At 71.1% G+C, this 21880-nt stretch carries 26 protein-coding genes; 4 read left to right on the top strand and 22 right to left on the bottom strand.

Annotated elements, in window-relative coordinates; translation table 11 throughout:
* Positions 1 to 29 precede the first annotated feature (29 nt).
* A complete protein-coding gene (locus tag ACFRFC_RS31350; protein ID WP_382683923.1) occupies positions 30 to 509 on the bottom strand; it encodes an HAD domain-containing protein in 480 nt (159 codons plus the stop codon).
* 202 nt (positions 510 to 711) lie between these two features.
* On the opposite strand from ACFRFC_RS31350, the gene ACFRFC_RS31345 reads away from it, so the two are divergent.
* Positions 712 to 1632: a nitroreductase/quinone reductase family protein gene (locus tag ACFRFC_RS31345; RefSeq protein ID WP_382683920.1), complete on the top strand. Its 921-nt coding sequence runs from the start codon at positions 712 to 714 to the stop codon at positions 1630 to 1632.
* A 226-nt stretch (positions 1633 to 1858) separates the two neighbouring features.
* Here ACFRFC_RS31345 and ACFRFC_RS31340 read toward each other — a convergent pair whose 3' ends face one another.
* From ACFRFC_RS31340 to ACFRFC_RS31315, 6 genes are all read right to left on the bottom strand, one after another.
* Positions 1859 to 4009: a HelD family protein gene (locus tag ACFRFC_RS31340; RefSeq protein ID WP_382683918.1), complete on the bottom strand. Its 2151-nt coding sequence runs from the start codon at positions 4007 to 4009 to the stop codon at positions 1859 to 1861.
* A 69-nt stretch (positions 4010 to 4078) separates the two neighbouring features.
* Positions 4079 to 4714, bottom strand: coding sequence for a TetR/AcrR family transcriptional regulator (locus ACFRFC_RS31335; RefSeq protein WP_382683917.1), 636 nt, complete (start codon positions 4712 to 4714; stop codon positions 4079 to 4081).
* A gap of 94 nt (positions 4715 to 4808) precedes the next feature.
* Positions 4809 to 6104 (bottom strand): phosphotransferase family protein, encoded by a 1296-nt coding sequence (locus tag ACFRFC_RS31330; protein ID WP_382683915.1) that lies wholly within the window; start codon positions 6102 to 6104, stop codon positions 4809 to 4811.
* A gap of 124 nt (positions 6105 to 6228) precedes the next feature.
* Positions 6229 to 6969, bottom strand: coding sequence for an HAD family hydrolase (locus ACFRFC_RS31325; protein ID WP_382683912.1), 741 nt, complete (start codon positions 6967 to 6969; stop codon positions 6229 to 6231).
* A 20-nt stretch (positions 6970 to 6989) separates the two neighbouring features.
* The gene (locus tag ACFRFC_RS31320; RefSeq protein WP_382683910.1) at positions 6990 to 8009 is read right to left on the bottom strand and encodes a GntR family transcriptional regulator; all 1020 of its coding nucleotides are present in this window, start codon (positions 8007 to 8009) and stop codon (positions 6990 to 6992) included.
* Positions 8010 to 8028: 19 nt separating this feature from the next.
* Complete coding sequence (locus ACFRFC_RS31315; RefSeq protein WP_382683907.1) at positions 8029 to 8895, bottom strand: GntR family transcriptional regulator; 867 nt, start codon at positions 8893 to 8895, stop codon at positions 8029 to 8031.
* A 163-nt stretch (positions 8896 to 9058) separates the two neighbouring features.
* Here ACFRFC_RS31315 and ACFRFC_RS31310 point away from each other — a divergent pair, with 163 nt between their 5' ends.
* Complete coding sequence (locus ACFRFC_RS31310) at positions 9059 to 9247, top strand: hypothetical protein (RefSeq protein WP_382683905.1); 189 nt, start codon at positions 9059 to 9061, stop codon at positions 9245 to 9247.
* A 25-nt stretch (positions 9248 to 9272) separates the two neighbouring features.
* On the opposite strand, the gene ACFRFC_RS31305 is transcribed toward ACFRFC_RS31310, so the two are convergent.
* The 3 genes from ACFRFC_RS31305 to ACFRFC_RS31295 all read right to left on the bottom strand — a co-directional run bounded on the left by ACFRFC_RS31305 (position 9273) and on the right by ACFRFC_RS31295 (position 12585).
* A complete protein-coding gene (locus tag ACFRFC_RS31305) occupies positions 9273 to 10193 on the bottom strand; it encodes a GntR family transcriptional regulator (RefSeq protein ID WP_382683903.1) in 921 nt (306 codons plus the stop codon).
* A 349-nt stretch (positions 10194 to 10542) separates the two neighbouring features.
* Positions 10543 to 11835, bottom strand: a complete 1293-nt coding sequence (locus ACFRFC_RS31300) for a GNAT family N-acetyltransferase (RefSeq protein WP_382683900.1) — start codon at positions 11833 to 11835, stop codon at positions 10543 to 10545.
* A 150-nt stretch (positions 11836 to 11985) separates the two neighbouring features.
* A complete protein-coding gene (locus ACFRFC_RS31295) occupies positions 11986 to 12585 on the bottom strand; it encodes an aerial mycelium formation protein (protein ID WP_382683898.1) in 600 nt (199 codons plus the stop codon).
* 137 nt (positions 12586 to 12722) lie between these two features.
* Here ACFRFC_RS31295 and dtd point away from each other — a divergent pair, with 137 nt between their 5' ends.
* Entirely contained in the window at positions 12723 to 13148 is a 426-nt protein-coding gene (gene dtd, locus ACFRFC_RS31290; protein WP_382683895.1) for a D-aminoacyl-tRNA deacylase, read from the top strand.
* A 99-nt stretch (positions 13149 to 13247) separates the two neighbouring features.
* On the opposite strand, the gene ACFRFC_RS31285 is transcribed toward dtd, so the two are convergent.
* Genes ACFRFC_RS31285 through ACFRFC_RS31275 form a run of 3 tightly spaced genes read right to left on the bottom strand, consistent with a single transcriptional unit; the run spans position 13248 to position 15308 of the window.
* Complete coding sequence (locus ACFRFC_RS31285; protein WP_382683892.1) at positions 13248 to 14222, bottom strand: YgfZ/GcvT domain-containing protein; 975 nt, start codon at positions 14220 to 14222, stop codon at positions 13248 to 13250.
* A gap of 9 nt (positions 14223 to 14231) precedes the next feature.
* The gene (locus tag ACFRFC_RS31280) at positions 14232 to 14717 is read right to left on the bottom strand and encodes a Fur family transcriptional regulator (RefSeq protein WP_382683890.1); all 486 of its coding nucleotides are present in this window, start codon (positions 14715 to 14717) and stop codon (positions 14232 to 14234) included.
* 15 nt (positions 14718 to 14732) lie between these two features.
* Entirely contained in the window at positions 14733 to 15308 is a 576-nt protein-coding gene (locus ACFRFC_RS31275; RefSeq protein ID WP_382683887.1) for an FABP family protein, read from the bottom strand.
* Between the two features lie 305 nt (positions 15309 to 15613).
* Here ACFRFC_RS31275 and ACFRFC_RS31270 point away from each other — a divergent pair, with 305 nt between their 5' ends.
* A complete protein-coding gene (locus ACFRFC_RS31270) occupies positions 15614 to 15976 on the top strand; it encodes a DsrE family protein (RefSeq protein ID WP_382683884.1) in 363 nt (120 codons plus the stop codon).
* Positions 15977 to 15980: 4 nt separating this feature from the next.
* On the opposite strand, the gene ACFRFC_RS31265 is transcribed toward ACFRFC_RS31270, so the two are convergent.
* The 9 genes from ACFRFC_RS31265 to ACFRFC_RS31225 all read right to left on the bottom strand — a co-directional run bounded on the left by ACFRFC_RS31265 (position 15981) and on the right by ACFRFC_RS31225 (position 21719).
* A complete protein-coding gene (locus tag ACFRFC_RS31265) occupies positions 15981 to 16370 on the bottom strand; it encodes a VOC family protein (RefSeq protein WP_382683881.1) in 390 nt (129 codons plus the stop codon).
* A gap of 50 nt (positions 16371 to 16420) precedes the next feature.
* Complete coding sequence (locus tag ACFRFC_RS31260) at positions 16421 to 16681, bottom strand: DUF3099 domain-containing protein (protein ID WP_382683879.1); 261 nt, start codon at positions 16679 to 16681, stop codon at positions 16421 to 16423.
* An 86-nt stretch (positions 16682 to 16767) separates the two neighbouring features.
* Positions 16768 to 17055, bottom strand: a complete 288-nt coding sequence (locus ACFRFC_RS31255) for a DUF1416 domain-containing protein (protein ID WP_007382995.1) — start codon at positions 17053 to 17055, stop codon at positions 16768 to 16770.
* A 72-nt stretch (positions 17056 to 17127) separates the two neighbouring features.
* A complete protein-coding gene (locus tag ACFRFC_RS31250; protein WP_382683876.1) occupies positions 17128 to 17973 on the bottom strand; it encodes a sulfurtransferase in 846 nt (281 codons plus the stop codon).
* Between the two features lie 148 nt (positions 17974 to 18121).
* On the bottom strand, positions 18122 to 18202 hold the full coding sequence (locus ACFRFC_RS31245) for an Ms5788A family Cys-rich leader peptide (protein ID WP_350751515.1): 81 nt from the start codon (positions 18200 to 18202) through the stop codon (positions 18122 to 18124).
* Positions 18203 to 18402: 200 nt separating this feature from the next.
* On the bottom strand, positions 18403 to 19134 hold the full coding sequence (locus tag ACFRFC_RS31240; RefSeq protein ID WP_382683873.1) for a DUF2993 domain-containing protein: 732 nt from the start codon (positions 19132 to 19134) through the stop codon (positions 18403 to 18405).
* 203 nt (positions 19135 to 19337) lie between these two features.
* Entirely contained in the window at positions 19338 to 20528 is a 1191-nt protein-coding gene (locus ACFRFC_RS31235; RefSeq protein ID WP_382683871.1) for a hypothetical protein, read from the bottom strand.
* Positions 20529 to 20534: 6 nt separating this feature from the next.
* Positions 20535 to 20789 carry a MoaD/ThiS family protein gene (locus ACFRFC_RS31230; RefSeq protein ID WP_382683869.1) on the bottom strand — a complete coding sequence of 85 codons (255 nt, stop codon included), beginning with the start codon at positions 20787 to 20789 and terminating at the stop codon, positions 20535 to 20537.
* Between the two features lie 78 nt (positions 20790 to 20867).
* Positions 20868 to 21719 carry an alpha/beta hydrolase gene (locus ACFRFC_RS31225; RefSeq protein WP_382683866.1) on the bottom strand — a complete coding sequence of 284 codons (852 nt, stop codon included), beginning with the start codon at positions 21717 to 21719 and terminating at the stop codon, positions 20868 to 20870.
* Between the last annotated feature and the right edge of the window lie 161 nt (positions 21720 to 21880).

The following is a 21880-nucleotide window of genomic DNA, read 5'->3' as shown; positions in this document are numbered from 1 at the left end:
TCCTCCCCCAGCCCCCTCGCCGAGCACCCTCACCCACCGCCCAGCCACTCCCGTACGACCCCGAAGTCCGCCTCCGTCAGCGCGCGCCGGTGATCCACCCGATGCAGCAGGGCCGGGCCGGGGTGGTGGGCGTCGACCCAGGCGCGGTCGGCGGCGGCGATCTCGTCGTCCAGCCAGACGAAGGCGCGGCCGGCCGCGTGCTCGACGAGTGGCCGGGTCTTCCAGTGCACGCCGCCGCTCGGCCGCGGCTGGTCGGGCCAGTCCAGCACCGGCAACGGGGGCAGCCCCAACCAGGGCGCGATCACATCATTGGCGTCGTCCAGCCAGGTCGAGGCCCACACCAGGACACAGTCCAGGTCCCGGAGCCGATCGCCCAGGCCGGGGTCGATCCGGGTGAGCAGCGGATGCGCGTCGGGGTCCGCGCCGCCGGACTCGTACACGGGATACGGGTCCGGCGCCCCGTACGGCAGCAGCGTGCCGTCGACGTCGAGAAACAGCAGTGGGCGCACGGAAACCACGTTGCCGTACCCGCCCGTCCGCCGCTAGCGTAGATCGTATGACTGCCGGGTTGGCGGCCTTGGGCCGCGAGCGAGTTGGGTGCCCGGCCTCTGAATGAGGCGGGTGCGGGCCAGAGGCCCGCCGTTTCCTCTCTTCACCCTCATCACCTGCACCACCCCAGGGATCATGGAGAGAAGGAGACGAAACCCCAGCATGCCCAATGATTTCAATCAGCAGGTCATCGACGAGTTCCGGGCCCGGCAGGGCCGCGTCGGCGGCTATTTCGAGGGTGCCCGGCTGATCCTGCTGACCACCACCGGGGCCCGCACGGGCGCCCGGCACACCACCCCCCTCGGCTTCCTCGCCGACGGCGACGGCCGGATCCTGGTCATCGCCAGCGCCGGCGGCTCGCCCCGGCACCCCGCCTGGTACCACAACGTCCTCGCGCATCCACGGGTGACCGTCGAGAGCGGTGTCTTCCGCTACGAGGCCGACGCCACCGTACTCACCGGCGAGGAGCGCGAACGGGCCTGGACGCGGGCCGTGGAAACGGACGAGGGCTGGGCGGAGTACCAGCGGAAGGCGGGCCGGGTGATTCCGGTGGTCGCCCTCCAGGAGGTGCCGGTCGACGGCCCGCCGCAGATCAACGCCGATTCCCCGGGCGAGGCACTCAAGGCCATCCACGACGGCTTCCGCTACGAACTCTCCCTGCTCCGCAAGGAACTGACCGAGCCCGACGACGGAACGGGGGACGAGAACGGGGGTGACACCGAGGAGGAGACCGGCACCGGCACCGGGAACGCGAACGCGAACGCGAACCGTACCGGGACGCCCCTCACCACCCAACTCCGCATCAACTGCCTCACCTTCTGCCACGGCCTGCACAACCACCACACCGGCGAGGATCTCGGCATCTTCCGCGCCCTGGCCCACCGCTATCCCGAGGCCGCCCCGACGCTGACCCGGCTGCGCGAGGAGCACGACCGGATCGCGGAGCTGGTGGCCGAGTTGGAGACGGTGGTCACGGGCGAGAGCCCGAAGGCGGCCGTACGCGCGGAGGTGGAGCGGCTGACGGCCGAGCTGGAGGCGCATCTGGCGTACGAGGAGGAGCAGTTGATACCGCTGCTCGGCTGAGCTGACCCGACGGGAGACCGCCGACCGCAACGCCTGGACCGGACCGGCGGCACAGCTGCGACGGCCGACGCGCCTGGGACCCCGAGCCCCCAGGGCCTTCAGAACCCCCAGACCGGCCAGAACAGGGCCAAAAAGGGGCCGGAGCGGCCAGAAGGGGGCCGGGAGGGGCCAGAACGGACCCGCCCGGGCCCAGACCAAGACCAGGACCAGACCAGGACCAGACCTCCTAAAACGGCAGCGGTCTCCCGTGCACCACCTCCAGCCCGGACACCGCCCGGGTCAGCACCACATACAGCCGGTGCAGCCCGCGCTCCTCCGCCGCCACGATGGCGGCGGGCTCGACGGCGACGACATGGTCGTACTCCAGCCCCTTCACCTCACCCGCCGCCACCACCGCCAGCCGCGCACCCACGGCCCCAGCCCCGGCCCCACCGACACCGACCCCGGCCGCACCCACCAAACCCACCCCCTCAGCTCTCTCACCCCTCTCAGCCCTCTCAGCCTCCTCCGCCCCCTCAGCCTCCTCCGCCCCCTCAAACCCCACCCCCGCCGCGCGGAGCGCCTCCCGCACCCACCCCACATCCGCGTCAGCCGCGACCACCCCCACCGACCCTTCCCTCTCCAGCGCGTCCCGCGCGGCGGCCACCACCGCCCCCGGCAGATCCCCGCCCGCCGCCCGGATCCGCAACTCGCCGTCCCCGCGCAGGGACCGCCCGGCCGGTACCGCCACGTCCAGCCGTGGCAGCAGCCGGTTGGCGAGCCCCAGGACCACGCCCGGCACCCGGAACCCCGTGGTCAGCGGTACGACGACGGCGTCCGGCTTGCCCAGATGGCGCAGGCTCGTCGCCCAGGAGCGGGCGGCCCACGGGGTGGTGCCCTGGGCGAGATCACCGAGCACGGTCAGCGAACCGAACCGGGCCCGGCGGGCGATCGCCCGGCACTCCATGGGGGACAGATCCTGTGCCTCGTCGATGACGACATGGCCGTACCCCTCGGGATGGGCGATCAGCCCCGCCACCTCGTCCAGCAGCACCAGATCGGCGGCCGACCAGCGCGCCGACCTCCACGACCGGGGCGGACGCGCCCACCGCAGGATGTCCCGCTCCCCTTCCTCCAGCAGCCCGTCCGACGCCCGCGCCAGCGCGTCGGGGTCCCCGAGCAGCCCGGCGACCACCTCCTCGGGCCGCACGCGGGGCCATACGGCGTCGACACCCGGCCCGAGCAGCCGGGACACTCTCCGCACCCAGGCCGGCGAACGCGGCCCGGCCCGCCGCTCGGCCCGCAGCCGTACACGCTCCACCAGCCGGGTCCGCACCCGCTCCCGCCCCACGGCGTAGGGCGGGCCCTCGCCCAGCACGCCCGCGACGACCTCGGCCACCTCCTCCCGCCCGACCCGCCACCGATAGGACCCGTCCACCACGACGACCGCCTCGCCCCCACCGGGGTCCACCCGCTCGTACAGACCCCGGCGCAGCACCTCGGCCATCCGGATGTCGTGCTTGAGGCGAGCGGCCTGGGAACCGTCCTCCCCGGACCGGCCCCCGGTGGCCAGCTCGTCCCGCAGGGTGGACTGCCGTACGCCGCTCTCCCCGAGGGCGGGCAGCACAGCGGCGATGTACCGGAGGAAGACCCGGTTGGGCCCGAGAATGAGCAGCCCACCGCGCCGCATCCGCTCCGGATGGCTGTACAGCAGATAGGCGGCCCGATGCAGCCCCACGGCGGTCTTTCCGGTCCCCGGGGCGCCCTGCACACACACCGACTCGGCGAGACCGGCTCGTACGAGATCGTCCTGGTCGGGCTGGATGGTCGCCGCGATGTCCCGCATGGGGCCGATCCGGGGCCGCTCGATCTCACGGGCGACGATCGCACTGGCCCGGGACTCACCGCGCGCGAGCCACTCGTCCTCCAGCGAGGTCAGGTCGGCGGAGTCCCCCCGGCTGCCGGGCGCCCATCCGAAGCGGCGGCGCACGGCGATCCCTTGCGGATCGGCGGGACCGGCCTGGTAGAACGCCCGGGACACGGGGGCGCGCCAGTCCACGACGAGCGGCGGAGCGGCCGGATGCTCACCGACCCGCAGCCGCCCGATGTGCAACGCGGACTGCCCGCCGCCCGCCGGCTCACCACCCCCATCGCCACCGGCCGTGAAATCCAGCCGCCCGAAGAACAACGGCCCCTCGGGCAGCTCCCGCAGCGCCTTCGCCCGACTGCGCAACCCATACCCGAGCACCTCGGCGTCCGCCCCGGACGCGGAGGCGTTCTCCCCGATCACCACCTGTTCATCGGCCCCGTCGACCATCGCGGCGAGGGCGGCACGGCAGCGGTCGTGATGGGCACGCTCATGGAGAAGGGCCTGGCGGGAAGGGTCGGGCGCGTTCATGCCTCCAAGATACCCAAAAAAGTAACCGAGTTAAATTATTAACCCAGTCACGTCACTCGATCGTGTCACTCACCCCGCCACCCCACCCCGCACCCTCAGCCCGGCCAACCCACCCTCAAGCCGGCCGAACGCCCGCTCCGCGGCGGCCACGGCATCCCCCCGCACCACCTCCACCGCCTCCCCACCGGCCACCCGCCGCCAGTTCTCCTGCGCCAGAATCCGCTGAACGGCGATGATCTGCCCGGCCGCGAGCCGCGCGTCCAGGTCTCCGCCGAGCGCCTCGGCGAGCGCGGCCTCGGACCGTTCCACATACTCGGAGGCGCGGGCGACGAGCGACGGAGTCCCGTAGAGCAGGGTGTGGAAGGCGAGCACCTGCGGATGGGCATTGAGCCCGGTCACCGGGTCCCCCCGCTCCAGCCCCGCCAGAAAATGCCGCCGCAGCGCCGCGATCGGCGTCGGCCCCTCCGCCACCACCCGCGCCGCCTCACCCTCGTGATCGGCGATCCGGTGCAGCACGAGATCCTCTTTGGCGGGGAAGTACCGGAACAGCGTCGGCTTGGAGATCTCCGCCGCGGCGGCCACCTCCGCCACGGACACCGCGTCGAACCCCTTCTCCAGAAACAGCCCGATCGCGGTCTCCGACACCACCTCGTACATCCGGCGCTTCTTCCGCTCCCGCAGACCACCGGTACCGCTGTCGCTCATGGGGAGAGCCTACGCATCCCGCCCCAGCGGTCCCTTGGCCCAGTGGGCCCGGCGGCCCGGCGGCCCGGCGACCCGGGGCGGCTCAGCGACCCGGCTACCCGGCGACTCGGTTGCCCAGCAGCTCCACGGCCCTCGACTCCACGGCCCTCGTTTCCACACCCGTTCGTCCCGGTCCGGCGTCCACGTCCGCGTCCGCGTCCGCGTCGACATCCAGGTCCACGTCCACGTCAACACCGCGCGGCCGGTCGGCGGCGGGGCACCAGCCAGGGCCCGAGGGAGCGACGGGCGTCCGGGTCGCCAGGTCACGCGCGTGCCACTCACGCAGGGCCCGTACCGCCTCGGCAAGGCCGGCGGGGGCACCGGCGTTCTCCAGTTGCCCCCACGCCCGCTCCAGCGCCCGGCACACCCGGCCCGCCGCGTCGGTGTAGTGCTCGGCGCCGGCGTCGTCGGGCAGGGCGAGCGCGGCGCGCATGACATCGGGGAACACCGACTGGACGTACTCGAAGCCCACATAGGTGCCGAGATCGGGACTCAGGCCGACGGTCAGCTCCGGGCGTTTCGCCTGGCGCATCGCGTCTTCCCACCGGTCCTGGGCGAGCTTGCGCTCCCCCGCGTCGTAGTTCATCCGGACCAGATGGGTCGCCAGGTCGTGCAGGGGATCGCCGTACAGGCTGAGTTCCCAGTCCAGGAGGGTGAGCCGCTCGCCGCCCGGGGCCGGGGTCACGATCACGTTCGCCCGGTGGACATCGGTGTGCAGCAGGATGAAGGGGCGTGCGGTGAGGCTCGGGCGGGAGCCGAGGAAGTCGTCGACGAGCGTGGGCCGGATCCCCAGAGCCTCGAAGAGGAGCCGGAAGCGGGGGAGGTTGCGGTCGTGGACCCGATGCTTCGTGAAATCCGCCAGCCCGCGCAGAAAGCCCTGGCTGTCGCCGCTCTCCGGCCAGTCGGCGGGCAGCGCGGGCAGCTCCTCGGCCGGTACGGCGGCCAGCGCGGCGAAGACCCCGGCCAGCTCCCCGATGCGCGCCTCCCCTAGCGGCCGGTCGGCCGGCTCCTCGGACAGCGGATGACCTGCCACAAAGGCGTGCAGAGACCATTCGCCGAAGTCCCACAGACAGCGCGGGACATCGTCCAGCCGCTCGCTCACCACACGCAGCACCTCGGACTCCCGCCAGATCCGGGGCACGACCTCGACCGTCTCGAACGGCACCCGGAACTTGGCCCGTACCTGGCCGGAATCCATCCCCAGCAGATAGGCCAGCGGCTGGCCCAGCTCAAGGATGTGGTTGCTGTTGTGGTGGCCGACCACCACGTCCCCGGCGGCCCTGGCGCGGCGACGCCCGGCGAAGTACCGCACCAGTGCGTGGTGCGCCGGATGGGGCGGGTGGTGCTGCATGGATGCAGAGCGTACCCGGGGTGGTGATCGTTCTCACGTTTGGCCCGGGGATCCGGGGAGATCGACGCCCTGCAAGGCCACGACCAGGGCACCCCTGTGCGCACCTCGCTCGGTCACGGCCCTTTCAATGCCTCCTCACGGCCGTCAGCAACGGTTCGAGGGAGGGCAGGATGTCCCTTTCCGGCACCCCCGTGTCCCGCATCCGCCGGGTCGCCGAGTCGCTGCTCGCGTAGCCCAGAAAGGGGACCCCGGCGGTGCGCGCGGCGGCGTGGTCGGTGGAGCTGTCACCGATCATCAGGGTGTCCCCGGGCGCCGCTCCCATCGCCCGCAGGGCACGTTGGAGCATGTCCGGATGCGGCTTGAGGAGATGCAGTTCGCCGGTACGGCCATAGATGTGGGGGGCGAAACAGGACAGCAGGCCGCGGCCCTTGAGGTACTCCTCGGCCGTGCGGGCCGAGTTGTTGGTCACGATGGCCAGCTGGGCGCCGACGGCCACCCAGGTCCGGATCAGCGCGTCGGCGTACGGAGTCGGCCAGGCACCCCGGGCGGCCTGCAACTCGCACTGAGTGAGGTGCTCTTCGAGGTCCAGGACGAGATCGGTGCCCGGCTGCCGGGCGGCGAGGGAGCTGAGCACCCCGTGCGGATCGGGGCTGCGCAGCTCCGCTTCGGTGAGCAGATCGGCCCGGCCGTGCGCCCGCAGCCACTCCACCTGGGCCCGGGCTATGTGGGAGGCGGGGAATCCGGCGAACAGCCGGCAGATCGGCCCGTCGAAGTCGAAGAGGACATACCGCGTGCCCTCGACCAGTTCGCCGAGTTCCTCAGCCGCCAGCGCCACCAGGTCCGTCCGTCCAGTCTCAGGAGTCACCAGCTGAGTGTCTGCCGCACTCAGCTCGATTCCCAGAGGGCATCGAAGCAATTCTGGATGTCCTCGACGATCGCCGCGTCCTGGCCTCCCCGATCCCGCCGGAACTCGAACAGCGAGGAGTTGAACCCGCTCACGTCGAGGACGTCGAAGGGCTCGACATCCGGCAGATCCCGGTGCGGGGATCTGCTCACCCGGTAGTTGCCCTGAAGCGCGAGGGTGCCGTTGAGCACGTACTGCTTCACAGAGGGCACGAACGGCAGCGGCCTGAAGGTGACCCTCGCGTCGACCCCGTATCCCCCCAGGACCGATGTCACATAGAGGTCCATCACCTTCATCTGATCCTTGATCTGCTGCCTCAGAAGGCGCTGTAGCTGCTCCGCCCGCCCCGCATCCCCATCCACCGGCACCGGATAGGGCAACCCCACCTCCGGCCCCGGCAGCAGGCACCGCACCTCCACCGACTGCGGGCGGACCTCGCCGCGTCCCACGGCCGTGCACATCTGGCCGATCGCCCACAGGAGGGTCTCGGCGGTGAAGCAGAGGGCGTCGACGCGGACCCGGGGGGCGCGGAAGGCTTCGGCGAGGTAGGAGATGAGGACCACTCGGGCGGCGCGGGAGCGGTCGGGGTCGGTGCGGTGTTCGGCGACGCGGGGCGGACTGCCCTTGCTGACGTGGGTGAGGAGGCCGTCCTCCCTGAGTGCGTGCAGGGCCTGGCGGATGGCGCCGCGCTCCACACCGAACTCCTCGACGAGTTCCGCCTGGGTGGGCAGCCGGTCGCCGGCCTTCAGCTCGCCGACACGGATCCGCTCACGGAGAACGTCGGCGATCTCCTGCGGGGATCGCCTGGTGTCGTTCCCCGAGGATTCCTGGGTGGCGTGGGTGACTTGGGTGTCCTGGGTGGCGTGGGTGGCGTGGGTGGCGTGGTGCTCCTGGGCATCGCGGAGATCGGCATTCTCGGAGTTGCCGGCGTTGTCGGCACTATCGACACTGTCGGCATTGTCGGTGTCGTCGTGGTTGTCGGGGTGGTCGTTCACTGCCACGCACTCCTGGTAGCCGGGATCAGCCGAGGGTCAGATCTGTGGTGATGGTTTCCCAGAGTGCGTCGAACCACTTCTGGGACTCGTCGACGAACGCCCCGTCACGGTGGCTCGCCTGTGCCAGGAAGGAGAAGAGGACCGAGTCGTTGCCCCCGGCGTCGTACAGCTCCGGGATCGCGCCCTCGGCCTCGCGCCGGGTGACCGTGTAGTACGACATCAGCGCCTCCTCCCCGTTGAGCAGGAACAGCTTGAGCGGCGGGGTGAAGGGCAGGGCGCGGAAGCGGACGGTGACGTCGATGCCGTGCGAGCCGCGCAGGGCGCGCAGGTTGTGGCGCAGGACATGGCCCTGGGCGTTGCGCTGGGCCAGCCAGCGCTGGTGCACGGTGTCGTCCTCGCCGGTGACCGGCGTCGGGAAGGCCAGGTCGATATGGCGCGAGGGCAGCAGCAGCCGTACGTCGATGGACTCGGGGCGCAGTTCGCCGGAGTGGATGCGCAGCAGCGGTTCGCCCAGGGCAAGCATCAGGATCTCGGCGGTCAGGCAGACGGCGTCGACCCGGACCCGGGGCGCGGCGAACGCCTCCATCAGCCGTGGCGCCAGCCCGACCGCAGTCAGCTGGGGTTCGTCACCGGGTGCCGCCGGGCGGGCGATCCTCGGCGGGCTGCCCTTGCTCACATTGCTGAGCAGCCCGTCGTCCTGGAGCGCGCGCAGGGCCTGGCGGATGGTGCCGCGCTCCACACCGAACTCCTCGGCGAGTTCGGCCTGGGTGGGCAGCCGGTCGCCGGCCCTCAGCTCGCCGCGATGGATGCGCTCGCGCAGGATGCCGGCGATCTCCTGCGCTGTGTGCCTACTGCTGCCGTTCACTGCCACGTTCTCCTGGGTCACAACCAAACGCTACAACTCGGATCGGGATGGTGGGAGTTGAAGGAAAGTTGTTTATAAGTAGCCACCAAGTGGGGACAACCATTGCAGAGTTGGTAACCAACTTACGGCAGTTGGCGGAAGCTTTGCCTCCCATGCCGAACCGCCCCGGCTGTCCGAAGGGGGACTCACCATGCCTGTCCTCGCCCTCCTCTCCGCCGTCTTCATCGTCGGTTTCCAGCAGCTGGTCCAGTGGAAGTACGGCGCCGCAGGCATCGTCGGCCTGCTTCTGCTGTCCATCGGCGTCAAGGCCAAGAGCCCGGCCATCACCTCCGCGGGCACGGTCCTGCTGGCCCTGCTGCTCACCGGCCCGGCGATGTGACCGCGTACAACCTCCCGGGAGCCGGTCAGTTCACCAGCGTCAGCTCCGAACTGATCGTCTCCCACAGCGCGTTGAACCAGTCGTACGACTGCGTCACAAAGGTGGTGTCCCGCAGGTCGTCGCCCTGGTCGAAGGCGAACAGCATCGACCGCGTGCCCTCCGCGTCGTACATCTCCAGCTGCTCGTGCCCGACCTCTTCCTCGCGGCGCGTCAGCGTGTAGTACGCGAACAGCGCCTCCCGCCCGTTGATCAGATACAGCTTCACCGGCGGGGTGAAGGGCAGCGCGCGGAACGAGACCCGTACCTCGACGCCATGCGTGGAGCGCAGCGCGAGCAGATTGTGCTGGAGCACCTGCCCCTGGGCGTTGCGGTGCGCCAGCCAGCGCGGATGCACCGGATCGTCCGGACCCCGGGCCGCCACCTGGCGCGGAAAGGCGAGGTCGATGTCGCGCGAGGGCAACAGCACCCGCACCTCGACCTTGGCCGGTTTCAGCTCCCCGGCGTGGATCCTGCGCAGCGGCTCGCCGATCGCCAGAGTCAAGGAGGCCGAGGTCAGACACAGCGCGTCGATCCGGACATGCGGGGTGGCGAACGCGTCCGCGATCCGCGGGGCCAGCGCCACCGTGGTCGGCTGCGGTGAGGCGAACGGACCGGCCGGCACCCGGCCCAGGTCGAGGGCGACGGTCGCCGGGCTCCCCTTGGAGACATTCGTCAGCAGCCGTTCCGCCTGAAGCGTCCGCAGGGCCTGGCGCACGGCACCCCGCTCGACCCCGAACTCTTCGGCCAGCCGCGCCTGCGTGGGCATGCGCTGCCCCGGCCGCAGCGCCCCGGACCTGATCCGGGCGCGCAGCTCCTCGGCGACCTCTCGGTGGGTCCGGTCAGACCGCGCGGACCGCAGAGGCCGTTTGCTCCCCTTGACGGAGGCGTTTTCCGGGTCCACAACCAAACACTACAACTTCCCGCCATCTTCAGACAGTTCAAGGAGAGATGGTTATGAGCCGATCCAAGCGGAGATAAGTACAGTGAAGTTGGTGACCAACTTCTACAACATGGTCAAGCTTTCCGGAGGTTGGCCATCAGGGGGATCGGGCTCCCTTCCGGAGGGGAGCCGGGAGTCCGGTCGCTACGGATGCACAGCCACAACCGCATACACGAGGCACAACCGCATACACGAGCACAACCACGTACACGAGCACAGCCACAACTCCATGCACAGCCACAACTGAAGAGCACGCTACGGATGCGTGAGTCCACCGTCACCGACAGAGGAGAGAAAGGAGAGAGGAGAGAGGAGATCAGAACATGTCCGGGCACCAAGGCCGCCTGGACGTACGCAGCAGGGCGTCGGCCTTTGGGGCGGCGCCCGCTCGTTCTTCCCGGACCCGGCCGAGCGCGGCCAGCCGCACCGCCGACCCGTCCCCGAGCCACAGCTCGCTCAGCGCGGAGATGTCGAGCGCGAGATCGGCGCCGTCGCCCGTCGGCGTGCACGACACCCCCGCCGCACCGGCGTCGAGCCGGAACCGCCCGCCGCTGAGCCCGGCGGCGTCGGCGACCTCGAGCACGAGCGTCCCCTCCCCGCCGTAGGTCCGCGCCTCCAGTGCGGCCACGACATCGAGGATCCGCACCCACAGCCAGTCCGCCTCCCCGGTGAGCTGCGCGGCGCGCGGGTCGGGGAGCAGATCGGGCACCAGGTCGTCCGCGGCCCGGTAGCCGGTCCTGACCCGGGTGACCCAGTCGACGGAGCAGACAAAGCGCCACAGCGCGCGCTCGGCGGCGGGGGTGACGGCGATCAGGTCCCGCACGGTCGCCGTGTTCTGCGGCTGCTTGCGGTCCCCCCAGTGGTCGTCGACGGCGTAGGCCGCGTACCCCTCGATCTCCCCGTCCGCCGAGCGGTAGACGGCGTAGAAGGGCTCGGTCCAGGGGGCCGCGTCCCGCCGTACGACGCCCGTCGTCACGTTCCACCAGCGCTCGCCCCGGTCGACGGCGCCGTGCTGGCGGGCGCGGAGCCGTTCATGCAGCTCGGGCCCGGTCTTGCGGACCTCCTCGCCGTCGACCAGGTCGATCCGCCCGCCGTCGTCGGGGACCGGCAGCCGCGGGTCGAGACCGGCGCGCGGCACCTCGATGGTCCACTCGGCGGTCCTGACGGCCGGGCCGAAGCCGTACCGCCCGTAGATCGGGTACTCGGCGGCGATGAGCGTCGCGACGACATCGCCGCGCTCCCGGGCCGCCGCCAGGTCCTGGGCCATCATCCGGGTCAGGATGCCGCGGCGGCGGTGGGTGGCGGTGACGGTGACATTGGAGATGGCGTCGGCGGGGACGGACCGCCCGCCGACGGCGGTGAGCGACTGGGCGAAGGACCGGAACGTCCCCACACAGCGCCCGCCGTCGAACGCGCCGAGCGTACGGCCCGGTTCCACGTACGAGGCCCGGTCCGCGGCCTCCGCCTCGGAGATCTCGGGGCTGCGCAGAAACCCGATGTTCAGCGCGCGGCTCCACTCGGGGATCTCGGCGGGGTCGATCGGACGTACGGCGATCTCGGCGACCTCGGCGGTCCCGGCGGTCCCGGCGATGGCGTCACTGCGGCTCATGAGATCACGGTAGGGGGAGGGTGCACGGGTGTCGCGGGGTTTTCCCGACACCCCCGCCCGCCCGCACGCCCCTCCCCCTCGCACCGCGGCTCACGGCGACTCACCGCGATCCACGGCACCTCACGACACCTTTCGGCACCTTTCGGCACCTCACACCAGCAGATCGTCCACCTGGGCCTCCCCGTCCCGGTACCGGCGGGCGATCTCCGCGCTGCACTCGTCGGTCGTGCGTTGCAGGGTCTGGCGGCGGCGGGAGACCTGTTGCTCGTAGCGGACCAGGCGGACCATCGCCGAGGTCAGCTCCAGGTCCGTCCGGGCGTCCAGGGCCGACAGTTCCACCTCGCCGAGCATCTCGGCGGCCAGCCGCCGGTACTCCTCGCTCTGCGGGGTGCCCAGGGTGACATGGCGGGCGGAGGAACGCTGGCGGGCGGGCGCGTCCGTGAGGATCTCCGGGAGGCGGTCCATCAGCGCCTCGCCGGGCGCCACGAGGGACGCGGTGCCGCGCCGGGCCAGTTCCGCGCGCAGGATGTCGATACGGCCCTGGAGCAGCCGTCGTACGTAACTCAGGTCGGCCTCGTCCCGCTGGGCGTCCCGGCGCAGGGTGCGCAGTTCGGGCAGGTTCAGCGTGGTCAGATCGTGCTCGGGCGCGGCCGGCGGCAGCGCTGGACTGCCGGTGCGCTGCGCGGGCGGCTGTGCCCCGCGTGTCAGCGAGACCGGGCTGGGCGGCTGCCCCGTACTCGGTGTGCTCATGTGCCTCAACCGTCCCCTCGACGGGTGTGTGGGCAGCATCGTGCCACCCCAAGTGGCCGCTATGTGACCGAGTGCCCCCGATCGGCCCCAGATGGGGGGTTGGCGGGTGCGGTCCGCGGGCCCGGCATGATGGTCGTATGCGAGCCGTGGTGCAGAGGGTGGACGGTGCGAGCGTCGTCGTGGACGGCGAGACCGTCGGGGAGATCAGTGGTGAGGGGCTGTGCGTGCTGGTCGGTGTCACGCACGACGACACGAAGGAGCAGGCGGCCCGGCTGGCGCGCAAGCTGTGGTCGATCCGGATGCTGCACGACGAGCGGTCGTGCAGCGACGCGGACGCCCCGCTGCTGGTGATCAGCCAGTTCACGCTGTACGGGGACGCCCGCAAGGGCCGCCGCCCCACGTGGAACGCGGCGGCGCCGGGCGAGCTGGCCGAGCCGCTGGTCGAGGAGGTCGTGGCCCAGCTGAGGGGGCTGGGGGCGACGGTGGCGACGGGCCGTTTCGGGGCGGGCATGCGGGTGTCCCTGACGAACGACGGACCGTTCACGGTGCTGCTGGAGATGTGAGCGCCCCAGCCCCCGACCCCGGACCCGGCACCGGCACCGGCACCGGCCCCCGACAGCGGACCCAGCACGGCGGCACGGCAGCGCTACGGCGCTATGGCGCTACGGCGTGACCACGACCTCCTGAGCCGCCGCCGTCTCCCCGGCCAGCAACCGCGCGTCCACCGGCACATTCCGCTTGACCAGCGCGAGGGCCACCGGCCCCAGCTCGTGATGGCGGACGGAGGTGGTGATGAAGCCGATCTTGCGGCCCTCGCCACCGTCGGTGCCGTCGTCCGCGACCCGGATCTCCGTGCCGTGGGGCGGCAGATGCACATCGCTGCCGTCGAGGTGCAGAAAGACCAGCCGACGCGGCGGCTTGCCCAGATTCTGCACCCGGGCGACCGTCTCCTGACCGCGATAGCAGCCCTTCTGGAGGTGCACGGCCGTCCCGATCCAGCCCAGCTCGTGCGGGATGGTCCGGTGGTCGGTCTCGAAGCCGAGCCGCGGCTGGTGATGCTCGACGCGCAGCGCCTCGTACGCCAGCAGCCCGGCCGGCGGCCCCGCCTTCCCCGCGTACGACTCCAGGTCGGCACGGGGGACGAACAGATCACGGCCGTACGGCGTCTCCCGCACGGCCCCGCCCTCGGGGACCTCGGCGATGGAACCGGCGGGGAGGTACACGACGGCGATGTCGGCGGTGCGGTCCTCGACCTCGACGCGGTAGAAGAACTTCATCGACTCCAGGTACGCGATCAGGGCGTCCTGGGTGCCCGGCTCGACATGGGCCCAGACCGTCGTACCGTCGTCGACCAGATACAGCGCGTGCTCGATATGGCCGTTGGCGGACAGGACCAGCGCCTCGGTGGCCTCGCCGGGCGGCAGCTCGCTGACGTGCTGGGTGAGCAGCAGATGCAGCCAGCTCAGCCGGTCGTCGCCGGTGACGGTGACGACCCCGCGGTGCGAGAGGTCGACGAAGCCGGTGCCGTCGGCGAGTGCGCGCTGTTCACGGAAGAGGTCGCCGTAATGGGCGGCCACGCCTTCGTCCACACCCTCGGCGGCAACGGCGCCGGGAAGGCTCAGCAGGGGGCTCTTCATACGCCAAGCCTACGACTCGGTAGTTGAAGCTTTGCCAGAAGTACTGTCGGCAGCAGCGCCGGAAGCGGCGGCCACCGCCTTGGCGGCACACTCCCGGCACCGCCCGAAGATCGCGAAGTGCTTCATATCGGTGTCGAAACCGAACTGCTCCCGCAGTTTCGCCGTGAAATCCGCGGCGACGGCCACATCGGCCTCGATCACATTCGTGCAGTCCCGGCACACCAGATGGAGATGGTGATGCCGGTCGGCCAGGTGGTACGTCGGCGCCCCGTGCCCCAGATGCGCGTGGCTGACCAGCCCCAGCTCCTCCAGCAGCTCCAGCGTCCGGTAGACGGTGGAGATGTTGATCCCCGACGCCGTCTTGCGGACTTCGCCGAGGATGTCGTCCGGGGTCGCGTGCTCCAGGGTGTCCACGGCTTCGAGCACGAGTTGCCGCTGCGGTGTCAGCCGGTAACCGCGCTGCCGCAGATCGCTCTTCCAATCGGTGCTCACCACACCAAGAGTCTAGAACTACTTGAAGAAAGCGATCCCGTCGTCCGGCATGTCGTCCGGCAGGGCCTTCGCCCAGCGCTCCACGTCCTCGGGCGTGACGACCTTCTTCAGGTGCGCCGACATGTACGGACGCAGCTCGACGTCGGGGGTCTGCTTCTCGCCGACCCACATCAGATCGCTCTTGACATACCCGTACAGCCGCTTGCCGCCGGAGTAGGGGCGGGAGCCGGGGGTGCGGGCGACCGCGTCCGTGACCAGGTCGATCTGGGGTTTCTGGTGGGCCAGCTCGCCGTACCAGATCTCGATGACACCGTCGTCGCGGGTCATCGTCACCTCGACCTTGCGGGTGTCCTCGATCCGCCAGAAGCCGTGCTCGCTCTCCAGCGGACGGACCTTGTTGCCGTCGTTGTCCAGCACCCAGGTGTGGGACTGGTACTCCAGGAAGTCACGGCCGTCATGGGTGAAGGAGACCTCCTGCCCGAAGTTGCACTTCTCGGAGCCGGGGAAGTCGTGCACACCCGCGCCCGCCCAGTTGCCGAGCAGGAAGACGAGCGGGACAAGGTCCTTGTGGAGGTCGGACGGGATCTCGATCATGAGCTGTGGTTCCTCGGAGACGGGGCAGCCGGACAGGGAAAGGTCAGCGCTGGCCCTGATACAGCTTCTTCACGGCCAGCCCGGTGAACGCGAGAACGCCGACGCAGACCAGGACGAGCAGAGCTTCGAAGAAAAAGACCACGGAAATGCTCCTCGGTGAGCGGATACGGCATGCACTGGGCCGCGCCCCAGCTTACGCGTCCGGGCCCCGGCCCTCTTTGCGAGGTAGCCCCGCCGGGGGCACCCCCATGGGCGCCCCCGACACCCTGGCGGAGTGCCGGGCGGTACGGGGCTACCCTGCGGGCATGGCGAAGAAGCTCGTGATCAAGGTGACCGCGGGGGCCGATGCCCCCGAGCGCTGCTCGCAGGCGTTCACCGTCGCCGCGGTGGCCGTGGCCAGCGGGGTGGATGTGTCCGTGTGGCTGACCGGTGAGTCGGCGTGGTTCGCGCTGCCGGGGCGGGCCGCGGAGTTCGAGCTGCCGCACGCGGCGCCGCTGCCCGATCTGATCGAGTCGGTCCTCGCGGCGGGCCGTCTCACCCTGTGCACCCAGTGCGCGGCCCGCCGTGAGATCACCGAGAAGGACGTCATCGAGGGCGTCCGGATCGCCGGGGCCCAGGTCTTCGTACAGGAGGCACTGGCCGACGACACGCAGGCGCTCGTCTACTGACCCCTCAGGGCCCCGCCCTCTCGGTCCACAGGCAGAAGGGGTGGCCCGCCGGGTCGAACAGGACGCGTACGTCGTCCTGGGGCTGGTGGTCGGCCTGCCGGGCTCCCGCAGCGACCGCCCGGGCCGTCTCGGCGGCCAGGTCGTCCACCTGGATGTCGAGGTGCAGCATCATCTGCTGCGCGCCGGGTGCGCGGGAGGGCCAGACCGGGGGGACGTACTCCGGTTCGGTCTGGAAGGAGAGGGCCAGGCCCGGGGTGCCCTCGGGCGGGCCGGTGAGCACCCAGTCGGGCTCCTCGCGGCGTACGACGTAGCCGAGCAGCCGCTGGTAGAAGCCGGCGAGCGCGTGGGCGTCGGGGGCGTCGAGCACGACCGTGGACAGTCTGGTGGGCGACATACGGTCTTCCTACCAGGGCGGGATTCGGGATTCCTACCAGGGCGGGATTCCTACCGGGGCGGTTTCTTGCCGTCCAGTTCGTCCCACCACTCGTCGGACTTGGGGTCCCCGGAGGGGGCGTCCCACCAGCGGTCCTCGGGGCCCCGGCGGTTCGCGACGATCGCGGCCACGGGCGGGATCACCATCGCGACGACGCACAGCGCGACCGCCGCCGGGATCGACCAGAGACGGACGACCCCCCACGCCAGGACGAAGAGGCCGATGCACGTCCCCATCATGGCGAAGTAGACATGGCGCCTGCGCGCGTACATACATCCAGCTTAGGCCCGGACAGGCGGAAGGGCCGCGCCCCGGGAGTCCAACCCGTGGGACGCGGCCCCTGTGTCGCGGTGCGCGATCAGACGGCGATCGCGACCTCCGCGAGACCGCCCTGCTGGGCGACGACCGTGCGGTCGGCGGTGCCGCCGGGTACGAGGGCGCGGACGGTCCAGGTGCCCTCGGCCGCGTAGAACCGGAACTGGCCCGTGGCGGACGTGGGGACCTCGGCGGTGAACTCGCCGGTCGAGTCCAGCAGCCGTACATAGCCCACGACGGGCTCGCCGTCGCGGGTCACCTGGCCCTGGATGGTGGTCTCACCGGGCTTGATCGTCGAGGCGTCGGGGCCGCCGGCCTTCGCTCCACACATGCTGTCTCTCCAGAAGGGTCGGTCGGGGTGGATCTGGTGTCGATCGACAGGGGATCGCTCTTGGTACGTGGCTTACTTGTTGGCGCCCAGCTCGATCGGCACGCCGACCAGGGAGCCGTACTCGGTCCAGGAACCGTCGTAGTTCTTGACGTTGTCGACGCCGAGCAGCTCGTGCAGCACGAACCAGGTCAGGGCCGAGCGCTCACCGATGCGGCAGTAGGCGATGGTGTCCTTCGCCAGGTCGACCTGCTCGTCGGTGTACAGCTCCTTCAGCTCGTCGTCCGACTTGAAGGTGCCGTCGTCGTTGGCGTTCTTCGACCACGGGATATTGCGGGCGCTGGGCACGTGGCCGGGGCGCTGCGACTGCTCCTGCGGCAGGTGGGCCGGGGCGAGCAGCTTGCCCGAGAACTCGTCGGGCGAGCGTACGTCGACCAGGTTCTGCGCGCCGATGGCGGCCACCACGTCGTCGCGGAAGGCGCGGATCGAGGTGTCCTGGGCCTTCGCCCTGTACTCGGTCGCCGCGCGCTCGGGCACCTCGGTGCCGTCCACCAGCTCGCGGGCGTCCAGCTCCCACTTCTTGCGGCCGCCGTCGAGCAGCTTGACGCCGTCGTGGCCGTACAGCTTGAAGTACCAGTACGCGTAGGACGCGAACCAGTTGTTGTTCCCGCCGTAGAGGATCACCGTCTGGTCGTTGGCGATGCCCTTCTCCGACAGCAGCTTCTCGAAGCCGGCCTGGTCGATGAAGTCACGGCGGACCGGGTCCTGGAGGTCCTTGGTCCAGTCGATCCGGATCGCGTTCTTGATGTGGTTCTTGTCGTACGCGGACGTGTCCTCGTCCACCTCGACGATCACCAGAGACGGGTCGTCCAGGTGGTCCTGAAGCCAGTCGGCGTCAACCAGGACGTCGCTGCGGCTCATGCGCTTTCTCCTCCGGGGCAGTTGCGGCGGGGCGTGCGAAGTAGCTGAAAAGTCTTCGAAGACGGTGCGCTCGCGCTCGGGGCGGGCGCACGCGGGCCCTGAGCAGGGCCGTGCGGGGGGGGAAGCGGAAGAAGAAGGCTTCCGCTGATCAGAACGGGCGACAGAGCATGGCGGCAACGCGGCACAGGTCCACTGCCCGCCGCTTGGTGAGATCCGCCTGTCGCTTCATGGGCTCGATCGTAAGGACGGACAGGTCGGCATGTCACCGCCGTGTCGCATACTGAGACACGATCGTCCGCGATGTGGGATGCGGGTCGGGTCCGGGATGTCGGCACCCCGCTCCCGGACACCCGTGCGCCCGATCGCACCTGCTGGGCGGACGCCTCGTCTCACCCACCGGACGACGATCGGCCGCCGCCGGTTCACGGCCTACCCGGCCAGCACCACGTTCGAACCCGTCACCGAGATCTCCACACCATTGCTCGCGGCCTGCACCTTGTCCAGCCGGATGCCGCCCGGGAGATCGTCGATGGCCTGCTGGAAGTCGGTGATCTGGCGGATCGCGTCCTCGGCCAGATCGACGCCGGCCAGGTCGGGCAGCGAGTCCGTGCGCACCTCGACGTTGTCGCCCTCGACACCGACCGTGCTGAGCACGGACATCTCCTGGGTGCCGATGACCGGCGCCTCGACCTCCACGGCGACCTTGATCTTGCCGTTGCCGCCGTCGGAGAGGCCGGTCACCCGGGCGGTGACGCCGGGGGCGACCTCGACGGGCTCGGACCGCGCGGCCTTGAGCAGTTCGTCGTAGGCGATGACCGCGGTGCCGGTCGCACCGGCCGCGGTCGCGGAGCTGAAGTCGCCGGAGAAGTCGACGCCCGTCATGTTCGCCTTGAGGTCGTCGATCCGGATCTGCTCACCGTCGCCGGTGGGCGCCTCGTAGGTGTCGATCCCGACCTCGACGTCGTCCAGCGTGCCGCCGACGAGCTGGGTGAGGAACGGGAAGCCCTTGATCGACACGTCCGGTTTCTGCGCGAGGCCCTCGGTGCTCTGGAGTCTGCCCGCGGCCTCGCCCTCCGCGAAGTTCACCGCCAGCCGGTCCACGGCGACGAACAGCCCGCCCAGGATCACCACGACGATCAGAAGTATTCGCAGCGCGCGCATGTTCCCCACCTCGGGCGGTCTCGACAGACGGCAGTCACCGTAACCCCCGAGGAAAGCCCCGCCCGCGAATTGTCGATCACCTGTGACAACGGACAGCCGGGTCGAGGGGCCGAAGGGTCGAGGGGCCTAAGAGTCGAGAGGCCGAAGAGTCGGGGGGCCGAAAGGTCGGGGGCAGTTCGGCGCCCCCTCCCCTCCCCCCGGTCTCAGCCGATCGCCCGCCCCAGCACCCACACCGCCGGCGCCGCCGCGGCCAGCGGCAGGGCCACCCCGGCGGTGAAGTGCACGAACCGGGACGGATAGTCGTAGGCGGCGACCCGGTGCCCGATCAGGGCGCACGCCGCGGCCCCGGCGCCGAGCAGCGCGCCCCCGGCCCCGAGGTCGGTGGCCCCGCCCACCGCGATGCCCGCACCGGCGGCGGCGAGCAGCGCCACCACGACGGAGGCGGGCGTCGGCAGCGGCAGCGCGCGGGCGAGCAGCGCGACGGCGACGGCGGCGGCCCCGGCGCTCACCGCGGCGGGCTCGGCCGCGAGATACCCGGCCGCGACGATCGCCAGCGCGGCGGAGACCACCGTCGCCATCAGCCCGTACATCCGCTCGTCGGGGTCGGCGTGCGAGCGGAGCTGGAGGACCAGCGTGAGCAGCACCCAGACCCCGAGGGTCCCGAGGATCGCGGCGGGCCCGTGGTCCCGGCCGACCGCGAGCAGTACGGCATCGGCCGCGAGCGCCCCCGCGAAGGCCAGCGCGATGCCCTGCCGGGCCGGCCACATCCCGTTCAGCCGGAACCATCCGGCGGCGGTGACGCCCTGGAGCGCGACGAGGGGGACGAGCAGCGCGTACGACCCGAAGGGCGCGGCGGCGGCGAGCAGCACCCCGAGCAGCGCGGTGAGCGCGGCGGGCTGCCCGCCGGGCTCGATGATCGGTGACCGGCCTTCGAGCCGGGCGCGCTGGGCGTCGGTGACGCGGGCGTTCCCGGCGAGGGTGGCGGGACCGTAGCCGGGGCCCTGCTCGGCGGCCCCGGCCCCGGCCTCAGCGGGCGGGGGCCGGTGACTCTGCGGAGGCGGAGGCGGAGAAGGCGAGGGGACGGGAGCGGGAGCGGGCGCGGGCGTGGGCGGCAGATATGAGGTCTGTTCCGCCGCGTTCACCGGGGGGTGTGTCTGGGTCTCCCAGGTCTGCCCCTCCCACTGCTGGGTGTACTGCTGCTGGGCCTGCGGGTCCTCGTAACCCTGCTGCCAGTTGGGGTCGTGCGCCTGCGGGTACGGCTGTTGCGGATACCCCTGCTCGTATCCCTGCTGGTACGGGTGCTGCCCCTGCTGTTCCTGATACGGCGGATTCGGCTGCTGCGCTTGATAGGGGCCCTGATACGGACCCTGTCCCTCATACGGCTGGTAGCTCATCCGTCGTCATCCTCCTGCGAACGGCGGGAGCACCTCGACCGTGCCGCCCTCGGCCAGCCGTACCGTCTCATGCGCGCGGGTCCCGACGGGGTCGCCGTCGATGAGGAAGGAGCAGCGGCGCAGTACGCGGTCCAGTTCCCCGGGGTGCCGCTCGCGCACTGCGGTGAGCAGCGCGGCGAGGTCGGCCGCGTCGTACGGCTCCTCGGCGACCCCGGCGGCGGCCTTCGCGGCGGCCCAGTAGCGCACCGTGACCTTTGCCATCTCGTCCCTCTGTCGGTCCTTCTGCCGGTCCTTCTGCCGGTCCTGTGTCGGACCGGTTCGGCGGTGAACAGGGTCAGGCTAGCCCGCCCGGCGCAGGGCCCAGTGCCCGATGCGGGCGAGGAGTTCGTCGGCGGCGGCGTGCTCGGCGTGCCCCATGCCGCCTTCCAGCCAGAGTTCGGCGTGGTCACCGGCCGCGGCGGCCAGCATGTGCGGGTGGTCGACGGGAAAGTAGCCGTCGCGGTCGCCGTGGACGATGAGCAGCGGGGTCGGGGCGATCCTCGGCACCGCCTCGACGGGGGAGACGGGGACGGGGTCCCAGCCACTGCTCCGGATGCGGGTGCGCAGGCCGTACCGGCTGACAAGGCGGCCCTCGGGCCGGGTCACCAGCCAGTGCACGCGGCGCATCGGGGCGGTGCCCCGGTAGTACCAGCGGGCCGGGGCGCTCACCGAGACGACGGCCGCGCTCTCGCGGGCGTACAGCGCCCCGTGCCGCAGCACCACGGAGCCGCCCATGGAGAAGCCGACGGTGACCACGCGCGCGTGCCCCTGTTCCCGCGCCCAGGCGACGGCCGCCGCCAGATCGAGGACCTCGCGGTCGCCGACGGTGGAGTGCCCGCCGGAGGCGCCGTGACCACGGAAGGAGAACGTGACGACGGCACCGTACCGGCGGAGCGCCCGGGCGATGCGTCGCACGTGCGGCTTGTCCACGTCGCCGGTGAAGCCATGCGCCACGACGAACGCCAGCTGGCCGGGGGGTGACGTCAAAGTGTCGTATACAACGTGACCCCGCTCGTATACGGCGTCGATGCGCACACCGTCCGCCGTCTGCAAAAACGTCCGTGAGGGCGCTGAGCTGGCCGTCTCAGGCGTCTCACTCTGCGGACGGACGGTAGTGGATCGGGCCACATGACCTGCCGGACCGTTGCTCATGTGGGTATTCTGCTGGGCAGAGGACTCGGGCAACGTAGCCCCCGAGTCCTTTTGTGCTTTCGAACGCGTTGTATACGAAACGGAAAACCCCAGGTGAACCGGGCGACCGTGGCTGTGTACGGGCCGACGGGATCGCAGCGCAGCGACGCACCGCAGTGACG

Source organism: Streptomyces sp. NPDC056734 (assembly GCF_042790455.1).
In the GTDB taxonomy this organism is placed as follows: Bacteria; Actinomycetota; Actinomycetes; order Streptomycetales; family Streptomycetaceae; genus Streptomyces.
Note: the sequence above shows the minus strand (reverse complement) of the source record. Positions and strands in the feature narration are given on the sequence as shown.

What these genes read in the sequence shown, in the direction of transcription:
- ACFRFC_RS31235 (WP_382683871.1), bottom strand. Translation starts at nt 20,528, where the DNA reads ATGAGCTACCAGCCGTATGAGGGACAGGGTCCGTATCAGGGCCCCTAT.
- ACFRFC_RS31345 (WP_382683920.1), top strand. Translation starts at nt 712, where the DNA reads ATGCCCAATGATTTCAATCAGCAGGTCATCGACGAGTTCCGGGCCCGG.
- ACFRFC_RS31265 (WP_382683881.1), bottom strand. Translation starts at nt 16,370, where the DNA reads ATGTCGCCCACCAGACTGTCCACGGTCGTGCTCGACGCCCCCGACGCC.
- ACFRFC_RS31245 (WP_350751515.1), bottom strand. Translation starts at nt 18,202, where the DNA reads ATGAAGCGACAGGCGGATCTCACCAAGCGGCGGGCAGTGGACCTGTGC.
- ACFRFC_RS31240 (WP_382683873.1), bottom strand. Translation starts at nt 19,134, where the DNA reads ATGCGCGCGCTGCGAATACTTCTGATCGTCGTGGTGATCCTGGGCGGG.
- ACFRFC_RS31250 (WP_382683876.1), bottom strand. Translation starts at nt 17,973, where the DNA reads ATGAGCCGCAGCGACGTCCTGGTTGACGCCGACTGGCTTCAGGACCAC.
- ACFRFC_RS31275 (WP_382683887.1), bottom strand. Translation starts at nt 15,308, where the DNA reads ATGATCGAGATCCCGTCCGACCTCCACAAGGACCTTGTCCCGCTCGTC.
- dtd (WP_382683895.1), top strand. Translation starts at nt 12,723, where the DNA reads ATGCGAGCCGTGGTGCAGAGGGTGGACGGTGCGAGCGTCGTCGTGGAC.
- ACFRFC_RS31340 (WP_382683918.1), bottom strand. Translation starts at nt 4,009, where the DNA reads ATGAACGCGCCCGACCCTTCCCGCCAGGCCCTTCTCCATGAGCGTGCC.
- ACFRFC_RS31285 (WP_382683892.1), bottom strand. Translation starts at nt 14,222, where the DNA reads ATGAAGAGCCCCCTGCTGAGCCTTCCCGGCGCCGTTGCCGCCGAGGGT.
- ACFRFC_RS31310 (WP_382683905.1), top strand. Translation starts at nt 9,059, where the DNA reads ATGCCTGTCCTCGCCCTCCTCTCCGCCGTCTTCATCGTCGGTTTCCAG.
- ACFRFC_RS31260 (WP_382683879.1), bottom strand. Translation starts at nt 16,681, where the DNA reads ATGTACGCGCGCAGGCGCCATGTCTACTTCGCCATGATGGGGACGTGC.
- ACFRFC_RS31295 (WP_382683898.1), bottom strand. Translation starts at nt 12,585, where the DNA reads ATGAGCACACCGAGTACGGGGCAGCCGCCCAGCCCGGTCTCGCTGACA.
- ACFRFC_RS31225 (WP_382683866.1), bottom strand. Translation starts at nt 21,719, where the DNA reads ATGAGCAACGGTCCGGCAGGTCATGTGGCCCGATCCACTACCGTCCGT.
- ACFRFC_RS31270 (WP_382683884.1), top strand. Translation starts at nt 15,614, where the DNA reads ATGGCGAAGAAGCTCGTGATCAAGGTGACCGCGGGGGCCGATGCCCCC.
- ACFRFC_RS31255 (WP_007382995.1), bottom strand. Translation starts at nt 17,055, where the DNA reads ATGTGTGGAGCGAAGGCCGGCGGCCCCGACGCCTCGACGATCAAGCCC.
- ACFRFC_RS31335 (WP_382683917.1), bottom strand. Translation starts at nt 4,714, where the DNA reads ATGAGCGACAGCGGTACCGGTGGTCTGCGGGAGCGGAAGAAGCGCCGG.
- ACFRFC_RS31300 (WP_382683900.1), bottom strand. Translation starts at nt 11,835, where the DNA reads ATGAGCCGCAGTGACGCCATCGCCGGGACCGCCGGGACCGCCGAGGTC.
- ACFRFC_RS31330 (WP_382683915.1), bottom strand. Translation starts at nt 6,104, where the DNA reads ATGCAGCACCACCCGCCCCATCCGGCGCACCACGCACTGGTGCGGTAC.
- ACFRFC_RS31230 (WP_382683869.1), bottom strand. Translation starts at nt 20,789, where the DNA reads ATGGCAAAGGTCACGGTGCGCTACTGGGCCGCCGCGAAGGCCGCCGCC.